The organism is Streptacidiphilus monticola, from assembly GCF_042658505.1.
GTDB classification, from domain to species: Bacteria; Actinomycetota; Actinomycetes; order Streptomycetales; family Streptomycetaceae; genus Streptacidiphilus; species Streptacidiphilus monticola.
Genome location: NZ_JBHSQJ010000117.1, coordinates 16,910 through 29,557, shown reverse-complemented (window position 1 = coordinate 29,557; position 12,648 = coordinate 16,910). Strand labels below are relative to the sequence as shown.

The following is a 12,648-nucleotide window of genomic DNA, read 5'->3' as shown; positions in this document are numbered from 1 at the left end:
GCGCCCGGCACAGGCCGATGCGCGCGGGCGGGACCACGCTCCGCTCCACCAAGCCCCTTACTGCCGACGGCCGTTCCTCCCACCTGGGGAACTTCGGCCCTATCCCGCCGGTTGGGCGCTCGACTGGAAGTGCCAACCGGTCGCGAGCATGGCGTCCGCCCGGCGTTCGATGACGCCGATCCGCTCGTCGCGTTCGTGGTGCGAGTGGGCCACGTGGGCGGTGTGCTGGCCGGGCCACTTGCGGTACAGCAGGCCGACCTCGGCGTGGAAGTAGCCCGTGCTCACCGCGTTCGCGGCGAGCAGCAGCCCGGTGTCCCCCGAGGCGGGCAGCGCCATCCAGCCGCCGAGGGCGAGCACCAGCTCGGTGCGCAGGCACAGCGTCGCGGGGTGCACCTGGGGGCGATGGTCGTGGCGCTTCCAGTGCGCGATCACCGCCCCGCGTTCGATCCTGCCCTGCGGCGGGTCGGCGTCGAAGCCCACGGTGCTGCCGTCGGGGAGCAGGTCAAGAACGCGCGAAGTCGTCCATGCCACGTCGGGATCGGCCGTGAGGGTGTGGATGTCCCGGGCGAGTGTGCCGGGCGGCAGCACGTCGTCGGCGTCCAGATTCTTCACCAGTGGCCCCCGGGCCCGGGCGAGCGCCATCGTCCGCGCCACGTGCGGGCCCCCGTGGCGTGCCGCGCCGAAGCGGATGCGGGGGTCGTCGGGCAGGCGGTCACGGACGGTGCCCCCGTCGCCGTCCTCCTGGACCAGCCACTCCCAGTCCCATCCGGCGGGCAAGTCCTGTGCCAGCAGGCTGTGGTGAGCCTCGGTCAGATAGTTCACCGACGCGCCGAAGACCGGCGTGACGATCGAGACGACGGGCAAGGTGTCCCCCCTCAGGCAGCGCAACCCGCAACGGAGCCTACGCGGCGGCGTCCGGTCAGCCGGCCCGATGTGCCGCCCGGAGGGGCCGGGATAGCATCCGCCGCATGAAATGCGGCATATGCAGTTCCGAGCGGCTGAGCCCGCTGGGAGACCTCGAAGTGACGGGCGGCGCTCAGGGGACCCGGCTGCTCGTCAGATTCCCCCGGACGCGCCTCTTCCAGCTGCGCCCCACCTTCGAGGCCGGGCGCGCCCGGATCTGCCTGGACTGCGGCGCGGTCCTGCCCTTCGTCACCGAGTCGGAGCGGCGGAGCCTCAACGCGGAGATCTCGTCGCTGGTGCCGACCCCCGACTGAGCGGCAGGGGCGGCGGTCACGGCGTCGGCCGAGCGGTCAGGGACCGCCGGACAGGTTGTACTCGTCGACCTCGTGGATGCTTCGGACCAGACAGAGCACGACCGCGGTGCCCGGCCCCGAGGGCGAGCAGTGCGGTCCCGCACCCTCCGGGGTCCAGGTCCGCTTGTACACCGGCCAGGAGGACAGCCCCAAGCGGTCCACCGCGGAGAGCCGGCGTCCCCCTTGGCCAGGGCTGCGACGGTCCCCACCGGGACGTGGTCCCGGCCGCGTGGTTGAGCGCGACGGCGCCCTCGGCATTCAACTCACGCCTCCCCCCGACCTGTTCGGCGGGGGGCAGCGACACGGCCCCCGGCCGACTTGGCTGACCGGGGGCCGCTCACGTGCGGAGTCGGTGGGATTTGAACCCACGGTGACGTCGCCGCCACGACGGTTTTCAAGACCGTTCCCTTAGGCCGCTCGGGCACGACTCCCTGGGGGCGTCCGCGGGGGACGCCGCCCAGGGATCTTCTCACGAGAAGAGGGGTGGGTGTGAGCCGTTACTGGTCGCCCTTGCGGGAGCCCAGCGTCAGCGTGGTCTCGTGCGTCTGGCCGTTGCGGGTGTAGGTGACGGCGACCTTGTCGCCGGGCTGGTGCGACCAGATCTCGCTGACCAGGGTCGGACCGCTGTCGATGATGACGCCGTCGAACTTGGTGATGATGTCGCCCGGCTTCAGGCCGGCCTGGTCGGCCGGGCCGCCGGGGGTGACCGCCGGGGTGCCCTGGACCGGGCCGGAGGCGATCTTGGCGCCGTCGCCGGTGTAGCTGTCGTCGCGCAGGATGCCGATGATCGGGTAGATGGGCGTGCCCGTCCTGATCAGCTGCTCGGCCACCCGCTTCGCCTGGTTGATCGGGATGGCGAAGCCGAGGCCGATCGAGCCGGACTGGCCGCCGCCGACGTTGCTCCCGGTGGACTGGATGGCCGAGTCGATGCCGATGACCTGGCCGGAGGCGTTCATCAGCGGGCCGCCGGAGTTGCCCGGGTTGATCGAGGCGTCCGTCTGCAGCGCGTTCATGTAGGACGTCTGCGCGCCGGTCTCGTCGCCGGAGGCGACCGGGCGGTTCTTGGCGCTGATGATGCCGGAGGTGACCGTCCCGGACAGGCCGAAGGGCGCGCCGATGGCGATCGTCGCGTCGCCGACGGCGACCTTGTCCGAGTCGCCGAGCGGAAGCGGGGTCAGCTTCTCCCGCGGGGTCTGCGTCAGCTTGATGACGGCGACGTCGTACCCCTGCGCGCGGCCGACGATGGAGGCCGGGTAGCTGGAGCCGTCGGAGAACTTGACCGTCAGTTTGCCGCCGTTGACCGACGGGGCGACCACGTGGTTGTTGGTCAGGATGTGACCCTCGGTGTCGTAGACGAACCCGGTGCCGGTCCCCGACTCCGAGGAGCCGCTGGCCTCGATGGTGACCACGCTGGGCAGCGCCCTCGCCGCGATGGCGGCGATGCTGCCGGCCGGGCGGCTCTGCGCGTTGGGGTCGGTGGTCGGGGTGATCACCGTGCTGGTGCTGCTGCCGGAGGAGCCGGAGTCCTGGTCCTCGATGGCGGAGCCGATCGCCCCGCCGATGGCGCCGGCGATGACCGCGGTGGCCGCGAGCAGGGCGATGAAACCGCCGCGGCGCTTCTTCCTGGGCTTCGGCTGGTCCACCGGCACGCCGGCGCCCCAGAGCGGGCCGTTGTGGTACGGCGGCTGCCCGGGCGGGGCCGCGGGCGGGGGCGGGACGGGCGCGCCGTAGACGACGGTCGGCTGCGGCGGCGCTGACGGTGCGTCAGGGTGCTGCTGCGGCATCGCGGTTGTGGCGTAGGCGCCGTGCACGGCGGTGTCGGCGGTGACGGGCGCCGCGTAAGGCTGCTCAGGGGCCGCGTAGGGCTGCTCGGGCGCGGAAGGCACGGGAGCGGGCGGCGGGGCGGCCGGCGGAGTCGCCGGAGCGGCGGGGACGGGCGGGGGGAAGTCCGCAAGAGTGGGGTCGGCGGGGGGCTCGACCGTCGGCGCGGGCGGGGCCGCCGGCTGCACGACGGTGGGTTCGGCATCGGCCGCCGGTGACGCAGCGGGGGCGGGCCCGGCCGACTCCTGCCGGTCACCCTCGTGCTCGGTGCTCACGAATGTCCTCCTTCGTACGGGACCCACACGGGACCGATCGTCCCCAGCATTCCGCAGAGCTTGTCGGGGCATCGTAAGACCAAGCCGTGGGCTTGGACCCGGCCGGGCGCGGTCCTACGATGTGACCGCACCACACCGCATCACGCACACACAACCACACACACCACCGCGGGAGCTTGGACCAACCTCCAGGCTGAGAGGGCGCAGCGGGAACCGGAGCGCCGACCGCCTGAACCTGACCGGGTAATGCCGGCGTAGGGAGCGCTGCAGACGCATGTCGTCGACCCTTGAGACGAGTGGGAAGAGCGGAACGGCCGCCGCCGTCGAGGCACCGCTGGTGCTGGACACCCAGCCGCCGCGGACGCTGGGCTTCCGGGACCAGGCCGCCTTCTGGACCAACCTCGGCATCAGCCTGATCGGCTTCCAGAGCGCCGCGACCGTGCTGGTCACCGCGAGCGGGAAGGACCTGTCCCTGGCGGCCTCGGTCACCGCGATCGTGCTGGGCACCGTGATCGGGACGCTGATGCTCGGCGTCGCCGCGCTGATCGGCGCGAAGACCGGCGCGCCCGCGATGGCGATCCTGCGCGGCCTGTTCGGTACCCGGCTGAGCTACGTGCCGACGGTGCTGAACATCGTGCAGTGCGTCGGCTGGGGCGTGTACGAGCTGACGGTGATCGCGCTGGGCGCGGAGTCGCTGTTCGACGGCGGCCCGCACTGGCTCTACGTGCTGCTGGCGGGCGTGGTCACCACGGCCCTGACGATCCGTCCGCTGGGCGCCATCGCGCTGCTGCGCCGTTACGTGGCGGTCGCGGTGGCGCTGGCGATGCTCTGGTTCACCGTGGAGCTGGCCCGCCGCGGGGTGCACGACCCGGCCCCCGGGAACTGGAACGGCTTCCTCCCGGCCACGGACTACGTGATCGCGGTGTCCATCTCCTTCGTGCCGCTGGCCGCCGACTACACCCGGCACGCCCGCAGCCCGAAGGGCTCCTTCTGGGGCACCTTCACCGGATACACCGTGGCGCAGGTCTGGTGCTACGTGCTGGGGATGATCGCCCTGGTGCAGGTCGGCGGGGACGCGAACAAGATCTTCTCGACCTTCACGGGCGTGACGGCCGGATGGCTGTTCTTCGCGGTGCTGGTGCTGCGGGAGACCGACCAGAGCTTCGCGAACGTCTACTCCACGGCGATGTCGGTGCACAACCTGCTGCCGCGGGTGGACCGGCGCGTGCTGTCGCTGGGCATCGGCGCGCTGGTGACCGTGCTGGGGCTGCTGGTGAAGGACTTCTCCGGCTACTACGGCTTCCTCAGCCTGATCGGCGCGGTGTTCGTGCCGCTGTCGGCGGTGCTGGCGGTGGACTTCTTCTTCGGCGCGGGCCGGGGGCAGGACGGCTGGAACATGGCGCAGGACGCGCCGACCCGGTGGGTCATGCTGCTGCCGTGGGCGGTGGGCTTCGCGGTCTACCAGCTCATCGCGCCTGCGGCGCTGACGGGTTGGGGCGGCTGGTGGCCGGCCTTCTGGGGGCATGCCTCCCAGGTGACGGGCGTTCATGCCACCTTCTGGACCTCGGCCTCCCTGTTCTCCTTCCTCGCGGCGGGCCTGCTCACCTTCCCGCTGGCCCTTCGGGCCAGGCGGTAGCGGGCCCCGTCCGGAGCAGGGGTTCACGTTCCGGTCACCTGGGCCGCCTACGCTGATGCCCGTGGAACGGGAACCAAGCGTCATCGCGCACCGGGGCGCGTCCGGGACGTACGCGGAGCACACCCTCGCCGCCTACCAGCTGGCGATCGAGCAGGGCGCGGACGGCCTCGAGTGCGACGTCCGGCTGACCGCCGACGGGCATCTGGTGTGCGTGCACGACCGCACGGTCGACCGGACCTCCAACGGCAAGGGCGTGGTGTCCACACTGGAGCTGGCGGAGCTCTCCCAGCTCGACTTCGGCAACTGGCGCAACGGCCCGGAGGAGGCCGACTGGACCGGCCCGGAGCACACCCGTGTGCTGACCCTGGAGCGCCTGCTGGAGCTGCACGCCGACGCCGGGCGCCGGGTGGAGCTGGCCGTCGAGACCAAGCACCCCACCCGGTACGCCGGGCTGGTGGAGAAGCGGCTGCTGGAGCTGCTGCGCCGGTTCGACCTGGTCCGAACCGGCTCTCCGGTACGGGTGATGAGCTTCAGTCAGCTGTCGCTGCGTCGGATCCGGGACGCCGCACCGGAGTTGCCGACGGTGTTCCTGACCGAGCGGGTGCTGCCCTGGCTGCGCGACGGCAGCCTGCCCTACGGGGCGCGGATCGCCGGGCCGGGGATCGACCTGGTGCGGGCCAACCCGGGCTACGTGCGGGCGCTGCAACGGGCGGGGCAGCAGGTGCACGTGTGGACCGTGGACGAGGTGGCGGACATCGAGCTCTGCCTGGAGCTCGGCGTCGACGCGATCATCAGCAACCACCCGCTGCGGGTGATCGAGCATCTGGCCGCCCGCAAGGGTGCGTAAACGGACGGACGCCCCTCAGCTGCGGATATCAGCCAAAAAGGTGAGGGAATTGGCCGGAAAATGGTGGAGTCTCGCGCGTGCGTACCCCTTGGCCAAAACTCAGAGTGACGAAATGACTACGCATCGTGAATAGTCCTTTCCGGCCATGGTGAAAGGCGCCACAGCCTGCGTGTCCCCTCGTTTCCGCCGTGTTCCGACCGGGCATTCACACCCTGGCGAAAGGCGAAGGAGGAGGTCCGGGGGTGGCGCTCGTGATGGCGCGTGATGTGCCGACTTCCTCGTCGACCATGGCTGTGCCCCATGGTCCGGCCAGTGTCGGGGCGGTACGTCGGCGGATGCGCAGAGAGCTCGGAGAGCACCGGGTACCCGAGGGGGTCATCGACGACGCGGTGCTGGTCCTGTCGGAACTGCTGAGCAACGCGTGCCGGCACGCCCGGCCGCTGGCCGCGGCGGAGCCGGCCCGGATACCGGGCGACGGCGACGAGGGCGCCGAGGTCGAGGAGCTGTCGGACGGGCGCGTGGTGGTCGCTTGGGAACTGCACAGCGACGGCCTGCTGACGGTCGAGGTCACCGACGGCGGCGGCCACACCAGGCCGATGCGGTCCAGTCCCTCGCTCACCGCGCGGGGCGGCCGCGGGTTGGGCATCGTCGGGCAGTTGGCGATGGACTGGGGCGTGCGCAGCGCCCCCGGCGAGCAGACGGTCTGGGCCGTGCTGCGGGTGCGGGCCCGGCACGCGCGCCGGGAGGCGGACTCGGCGGCGGCGGCCGGGTGAGCCCTGCCGACGCGAGTCGGGGCCGGTTCCGCACTACGCTTCCGGCGGAAGCTAGTCCGCCGATCGGGAGAACCGCGCCATGGGCAAGAAGGCCCCCAAAGCCCCCAAGAACCAGCCGCAGCTGACGGACGGTGAGATCCCGGTCGTCGGGGCCCGCGAGCCCTGCCCCTGCGGGTCGGGCCGCCGCTACAAGGCCTGCCACGGGCGCGAGGCCGCGCACTCGGTGCAGCAGCTGGTGCAGCGTCCCTTCGAGGGGCTTCCCGCGGAGGGCGACTGGGTCGCGCTGCGCGAGCTGGTCCCGGCCGCCACGGTCCCGCTGAAGCTCAGCGAGGAGGCGCTGGCCTCGGCCAACGGCGAGGTGCCGGCGGTGACTTTGGCCACGGTGCTGCCGATGGCCTGGCCCGCGATGCGCCGCGAGGACGGCAGCATCATGCTCGGCCTGCAGACCCAGACCTCCTCCGGCGACCTGAGCCGGGACACCGGCGACGCGCTCGCGCAGGCCCTGGCCGCCGAGCCGGGCACGCCGATCCCGCCGCGCCGTCCCGCTCCGGACGCGCCGCGGCTCCAGCAACTGCTGGACCTGGACGCGCCGTTCGAACCCACCGTGCACACCGGCTTCGACTTCTGGCTGGAGGACCCCTCCGCGGCGACCGGTGAGGTCGCGGCCTCGCTGGAGCAGGCGAACGCGGCCGTCATCCCGACCGAGCGGCTGTCCTCGGTGGACTGGGCCTACTGGTGCGCCGCGCCGGACAAGAACCACCTGCGGTGGGTGAGCCCGGTGTCCGAGGAGAAGCTGCTGGACGCGCTGGCCCGGCTGGCGGCCGCGGGCGAGGCCGGCCTGGGCGAAGGCACCCGCCTGGTCGGCTCGTTCCGGGCGCACGGCCTCGTCGTCCCCGTCTGGGACCTGCCGCAGACGATGACGGCGGAGGACTGCGAGAAGCCCGCGGCCGAGTTCGCCGCCCGGCTGGAAGCGGCGCTGGCCCGCACCGAGCCGCTCACACCTGAGGAGCGCCGGGCCCGCGCCGGCCTGGTGAACCGCCAGGTGACGCTGAACTGACGGCCCGTCAGCCCGCCCGCCGCGGTTACCGTGGCGAATAGCCCGGACCGGGGCGGGACACGGCAAAGCCGCGGGTGATCTGCGTCACAATTCCCGCCGGAGTCGGAAATTCCGGCGGTTTCCCCGGGCCGAGGGAATTTGCAACCACCCTGAACTTTGTTACGGTTTAAACAGCCCGGTCGCTGGTGCATCCCCCGTCGCCAGCGGCCGGGCCTTTCACATTTTCAGGCCCGCCCCGTCCGGAGTGGCGACGCTCGCCGCGACCAGCGCCTCGACCAGCCCGGTCACCGGCGGCAGCCAGGGCGGCTCGGTTGCCTCCCGGGGGGCCCGCACCCAGCGCACCTGGCCCTGCCCGGTCCGCGAGGGCGGCAGCACCACGAAGCCGCCCTGGCCGTGGTAGCGCAGGCTCGTCGGCACCCACTCCTGGGCGGCCAGCAGCTCGCCCAACTCCGGCAGCGTGTACGGCGCGACGAACAGCACGTAGCGCGTCGCGGTCGCCAGCACCGGACCCGTGGGGACACGCAGCGCGTCGAAGTAGTCCAGCAGCCGCGCCCCCGACTCGGCGGGAAGGCTGACCGCCGAGACCTTGTCCCCGGTGGCCACCAGCAGCGGGGCCTCCGGGCGGCAGGACCACCACCACCGCACCATCCGCGGGTCGGTGCTCGCGCCCAGCAGGCCGGGGTCGCCCGGATGGGCCCCCGGGACCGGGCAGTCGGGCCGGGAGCAGCTGCACCTGCCCACCCCCGCGCGGCCCACGCCGGGGAGCACCGGCCAGCCCCAGCTCGTGGCGGCGGTCAGGGCAGCCGAGCAGAGCTGCCGCGACCGGACGTTCCTGACGCTCCTTCGGAAAAGTTCACGGACCCCGCGCATGAGCACTCGTTCCTTTCCGTGACGGTCAAGGATCGGTACGACCTCGCGCAACCAGAAGCGCACCACGCCGACGGCCGATGGGGAAACCTGGCGGAGGGTGGCGTGGGGGTAGCGGATTCCCCCGCTACGTCCCGTCACTGGAACCTGTACCCCGTCCAGGACTTTCCCCAACGAGCGTGACGCATCGTCCGCGGAGACGCACGGCATGACCGACCGGTTCCTCCGTTCGGGCGATCTCCGTGGGCATGGCAACCGTACGATCCGGGAATGGCCTCACACTCCTCAGTTGAGCGGTCGTCAGATGCCGCTGCGGACACCGCCGTTCTGATCACCGCGCGTGACGACGCCGCTCGGATCGCCCTGACCGTCCTGCGCGCCCGCGAGCTGCCCGGGGTGGTCGAGGTGGTGGTGGCGGACCTCGGCTCCTCCGATTCGACCGCCCGGGTGGCGGCCGACTCCGGAGCGCTGGTGCTGCGTGCGCCGGCCGGCGGCTGGCGACAGGCGGAGGGGCTGCGGCGCGCCGCGACGGCGGCATCCGGTCATCCGCTGCTGCTGGTGCTGCGCGCCGGTCTGCAGGAGGCGGCCACGCGAGCGGGGGCGCTGCTGGAGCCGCTCCGCGCGGGCGAGACGGATGCGGCCTTCGGCCGCAGTGATGCCGGGCCCCGGACGCTCTGCTGGGATTTCGCGGTGACCGCGGAGGCCTTCCGGACCGCGCTGCCTTTGGCGGAAGGCGCGGGATTGCCTTCCGGAATGATCATCGACCTGCGTCGCAACGGCTTTCGGACGACGGAACTCGTCCTCGATCTGCCGGCCGCGCCGAAACTGCGGTGGCGTCAACGCCGGGAAGTGGCAAGGGCGTTGCGGGGCAGGCGGACAGCTGCGGAGGCCCCGGCGGCGGGCCGTCACTGAGAGCGATGTTTTTCGGCCATATTTTCGGGCAGGGACACCAGCCACGCGGCAGCTTTCAGTTCTGGACATCACCCGATCGGTGTGTGTACATGTAGTGCATTAATTGCCGTATGGCATGACATGGGGGTGCAAAATGCTTCAATTCCGACAATCCGCCCCTGCAGAATCGTCACTGTCGGTAATCGAGGGTCCGGGAGCAAACCATGGCTGAACCCCACCCCGTCCGCGTCAGCGGCCAGGCTCTCGGCAGCGCGGCACCGGCCATGGACTTCCCCAGCCCGCTCCCGCCCAGCGAGCCCACCGACGGCGACCGCCGCCCCGGCGCCGTCCACGAGCCCGCGACCGACTCGCTCGACGATCTCAGCACCCTCTACACCCTCACCGACCGGCTCACCGCCGCGGACTCGCTGGAGGCCGCCCTCACCGGCCTGCTGGAGGACGGCGCGGAACTGGTCGGCGCCCGCCGCGGCATGGTCGTGCTGCAGCAGGACTCCACCCCCGGCACCACCGTCGGCCACGGCCTCGACCACTCTGCGCTCGGCGCGCTGGAGACCGTCCCCGCCGCCCAGGTCCTGGAGCAGCCCCCGGGCGGTGCCCCGTGCGGCGACCGCTACCAGGAGGTCGCCCGCCAACTCGGCATCGGCGCCGCGTACGCGCTGCCGCTGGCCGGCTACGGCACCGTCGTCTGGTTCTACGACGAGGCCGCGGCGGCCCGCCCCAGCGAGCGCGAGCAGCGGCTGGCCACCCGCTACACGGCCTCGGCGGCCAGGGTCATCGGCAAGGCACTGGAGCACGAGCGGGTGCGCCGCACCGCCGACGCCCTGCGCCGCGGCCTGCTCCCGGACCGGCTCCCCCGCATCCCCGGCGTGCAGCTCGCGGCGCGCTGCCGCAACGGCGCCCTGGGCGGTGAGGCGGCGGGCAACGACTGGTACGACGCGATGGCGCTGCCGGACAACGCCCTTGCGCTGACGGTCGGTTCGGTCACCGGCGGCGGCCCGGACGCCGCCGCCGCGATGGGCCGGCTGCGGGCGGCGCTCCGCGCCTACGCGGTGCTGGAGGGCGAGGACCCGGTGGCCGTGCTGGGCGACCTGGAACTGCTGCTCAAGTCCACGGAGCCGGCCCGCTCCGCGACGGCGCTGTACGCGTACGTCGAGCCGAAGACCCGTCAACTCTCCCTGGCGGGAGCCGGACAGTGCCCCCCGCTGCTGGTCACCACCTACGGCGCGAGCTTCGTGGAGACGTCGCTGAGCGCCCCGCTGGGGATGCTGAGCTGCTGGGAGGCGCCCGGGGTGGAACTGCGGGCGGACCGCGGCGACGTCCTGCTCATGTACACCGAGGGCCTGGCCCGAGGCTGCGGTCCGTCGCTCCACGCCGGGCAGACGCGCTTGCGCGCGGCGGCGGCGGACGCCCCCCGCGACGTCCGCGGGGACGCGGACCGCTTCTGCGCCTACCTCCTGGACGCCTGCGGACCGGCGGAGTCGGATCCGTCGGACGACATCGTGCTGCTGGCCGCGCGCTTCGAATGAGTTGCAGGCCCCTGAGGGGCGCGAGGACACTGCGCGACCAGTCCACCCCCAGGGAGGTCCGTCCCCGATCGACCGGTCGAACCTCCGAGAGTGGTGGGCTGGTCGCGCAGTGTCCTCGCGCCCCTGGCGGGGGTTGCTCTAGGCTGGTACGGGCCAAAACAGGGGATTGCCCCTGACATGGCGAGAACGACTAGCCGGAGGGCATCAGGGTGACCGAGGAGCAGACAGCGCCGTCCGCCGAGGACACGCCGATCAAGCAGCGGAAGAACGGCCTCTATCCCGCCGTCTCGGACGAGCTCGCCGCGAACATGAAGAGCGGCTGGGCGGACACCGAGCGGCGCGACCTCGCGCCGCTGGAGCAGTCCGCGTACGCGGCCAAGCGCCGGGCCGCGCTGTCGGCGCGCTTCCCCGGCGAGCGGCTGGTCGTCCCGGCGGGCAACCTGCGCACCCGGGCGAACGACACCGAGTACGCCTTCCGCGCCGCGACCGAGTACGTGCACCTGACGGGCGATCAGACCGAGGACGCCGTCCTGGTGCTGGAGCCGCGCGCCGGGGGCGGCCACGACGCCCGCCTCTACCTGCTGCCCCGCTCCGACCGCGAGAACGGCGAGTTCTGGCTCGACGGCCAGGGGGAGCTCTGGGTCGGCCGCCGCAACAGCCTCGCCGAGGCCGAGGCGCTGCTCGGGCTGCCCACCCGCGACGTGCGCAAGGCCGTCGCCGAGCTGACCGCCGCCGCGGACGAGGACCCACGACCCACCCGCCTGGTCCGCGGCTACGACGCGGCGCTGGACGCCGCCCTCGCCGAGCACACCACCAAGCACAGCGACACCGAGCTCAAGGTCTTCCTCAGCGAGCTGCGCCTGGTCAAGGACGAGTGGGAGATCGCCGAGCTGCAGGCCGCCTGCGACGCCACCGCCAAGGGCTTCACCGACGTGGTGCGCGAGCTGTCCCAGGCCGTCGCCACCTCGGAGCGCTGGATCGAGGGCACCTTCTTCCGCCGTGCCCGGGTCGAGGGCAACGACGTCGGCTACGGCTCCATCTGCGCCGCCGGGCCGCACGCCACCACGCTGCACTGGGTGCGCAACGACGGCGAGGTCCGCGAGGGCGAACTGCTGCTGCTGGACGCCGGTGTGGAGACCCGTCACCTCTACACCGCCGACGTCACCCGCACCCTGCCGATCAGCGGCACCTTCAACCCGCTGCAGCGCAGGATCTACGACGCCGTCCTCGACGCCCAGGAGGCCGGGATCGCCGCGGTGAAGCCGGGCGCCCGCTACCGCGACTTCCACGAGGCCGCCCAGCGCGTGCTCGCGGAGCGGCTGGTCGAGTGGGGCCTGGTCGAGGGCCCGGTCGAGCGGGTCCTGGAGCTGGGGCTGCAGCGCCGCTGGACCCTGCACGGCACCGGCCACATGCTCGGCCTCGACGTCCACGACTGCGCCCAGGCGCGGGTCGAGGCCTACGTGGACGCCGTGCTTGAGCCCGGCATGGTGCTCACCGTCGAGCCCGGTCTGTACTTCCAGGCCGACGACCTGACCGTGCCCGAGGAGTACCGCGGCATCGGCGTCCGCATCGAGGACGACATCCTGGTGACGCCGGAGGGCAACCGGAACCTGTCCGCGTCGCTCCCCCGGCGCGCCGAGGACATCGAGAACTGGATGGCGCAGCTCAGGGGCTGACC

12 protein-coding genes, 1 tRNA gene and 1 riboswitch are annotated in these 12,648 nt (G+C 72.5%); of the genes, 8 read left to right on the top strand and 5 right to left on the bottom strand.

Going from position 1 to position 12,648, the window contains the following annotated elements; translation table 11 throughout:
• Positions 1–99: 99 nt before the first annotated feature.
• Positions 100–864 carry a glycosyltransferase family 2 protein gene (locus tag ACFP3V_RS24670; protein ID WP_380587507.1) on the bottom strand — a complete coding sequence of 255 codons (765 nt, stop codon included), beginning with the start codon at positions 862–864 and terminating at the stop codon, positions 100–102.
• 104 nt (positions 865–968) lie between these two features.
• Between ACFP3V_RS24670 and ACFP3V_RS24665 the strand changes: the two genes are divergently transcribed.
• Positions 969–1,217, top strand: a complete 249-nt coding sequence (locus ACFP3V_RS24665) for a hypothetical protein (protein WP_380587505.1) — start codon at positions 969–971, stop codon at positions 1,215–1,217.
• A 36-nt stretch (positions 1,218–1,253) separates the two neighbouring features.
• Here ACFP3V_RS24665 and ACFP3V_RS24660 read toward each other — a convergent pair whose 3' ends face one another.
• From ACFP3V_RS24660 to ACFP3V_RS24650, 3 genes are all read right to left on the bottom strand, one after another.
• Positions 1,254–1,418 (bottom strand): hypothetical protein, encoded by a 165-nt coding sequence (locus tag ACFP3V_RS24660; protein WP_380587502.1) that lies wholly within the window; start codon positions 1,416–1,418, stop codon positions 1,254–1,256.
• Positions 1,419–1,600: 182 nt separating this feature from the next.
• Positions 1,601–1,687, bottom strand: a tRNA-Ser gene (locus tag ACFP3V_RS24655).
• Between the two features lie 66 nt (positions 1,688–1,753).
• On the bottom strand, positions 1,754–3,352 hold the full coding sequence (locus ACFP3V_RS24650) for a S1C family serine protease (protein WP_380587499.1): 1,599 nt from the start codon (positions 3,350–3,352) through the stop codon (positions 1,754–1,756).
• A 158-nt stretch (positions 3,353–3,510) separates the two neighbouring features.
• A riboswitch (TPP riboswitch) is annotated at positions 3,511–3,632 on the top strand.
• Here ACFP3V_RS24650 and ACFP3V_RS24645 point away from each other — a divergent pair.
• The 4 genes from ACFP3V_RS24645 (at position 3,627) to ACFP3V_RS24630 (ending at position 7,665) form a co-directional block, all read left to right on the top strand.
• Positions 3,627–4,988, top strand: a complete 1,362-nt coding sequence (locus ACFP3V_RS24645; RefSeq protein WP_380587496.1) for a purine-cytosine permease family protein — start codon at positions 3,627–3,629, stop codon at positions 4,986–4,988. (Overlaps the previous riboswitch by 6 nt.)
• A gap of 55 nt (positions 4,989–5,043) precedes the next feature.
• Positions 5,044–5,835 carry a glycerophosphodiester phosphodiesterase gene (locus ACFP3V_RS24640; RefSeq protein WP_380587493.1) on the top strand — a complete coding sequence of 264 codons (792 nt, stop codon included), beginning with the start codon at positions 5,044–5,046 and terminating at the stop codon, positions 5,833–5,835.
• Positions 5,836–6,170: 335 nt separating this feature from the next.
• Positions 6,171–6,608: an ATP-binding protein gene (locus tag ACFP3V_RS24635; RefSeq protein ID WP_380587490.1), complete on the top strand. Its 438-nt coding sequence runs from the start codon at positions 6,171–6,173 to the stop codon at positions 6,606–6,608.
• A 79-nt stretch (positions 6,609–6,687) separates the two neighbouring features.
• Positions 6,688–7,665: a DUF5926 family protein gene (locus ACFP3V_RS24630; protein WP_380587484.1), complete on the top strand. Its 978-nt coding sequence runs from the start codon at positions 6,688–6,690 to the stop codon at positions 7,663–7,665.
• A gap of 216 nt (positions 7,666–7,881) precedes the next feature.
• On the opposite strand, the gene ACFP3V_RS24625 is transcribed toward ACFP3V_RS24630, so the two are convergent.
• Positions 7,882–8,535, bottom strand: a complete 654-nt coding sequence (locus ACFP3V_RS24625) for a bifunctional DNA primase/polymerase (RefSeq protein WP_380587481.1) — start codon at positions 8,533–8,535, stop codon at positions 7,882–7,884.
• A 267-nt stretch (positions 8,536–8,802) separates the two neighbouring features.
• Here ACFP3V_RS24625 and ACFP3V_RS24620 point away from each other — a divergent pair, with 267 nt between their 5' ends.
• From ACFP3V_RS24620 to ACFP3V_RS24610, 3 genes are all read left to right on the top strand, one after another.
• Positions 8,803–9,444, top strand: coding sequence for a glycosyltransferase family protein (locus ACFP3V_RS24620; RefSeq protein WP_380587478.1), 642 nt, complete (start codon positions 8,803–8,805; stop codon positions 9,442–9,444).
• Between the two features lie 203 nt (positions 9,445–9,647).
• Positions 9,648–10,970 carry a PP2C family protein-serine/threonine phosphatase gene (locus ACFP3V_RS24615; RefSeq protein WP_380587476.1) on the top strand — a complete coding sequence of 441 codons (1,323 nt, stop codon included), beginning with the start codon at positions 9,648–9,650 and terminating at the stop codon, positions 10,968–10,970.
• Positions 10,971–11,179: 209 nt separating this feature from the next.
• The gene (locus ACFP3V_RS24610) at positions 11,180–12,646 is read left to right on the top strand and encodes an aminopeptidase P family protein (RefSeq protein WP_380587473.1); all 1,467 of its coding nucleotides are present in this window, start codon (positions 11,180–11,182) and stop codon (positions 12,644–12,646) included.
• Positions 12,647–12,648 lie beyond the last annotated feature (2 nt).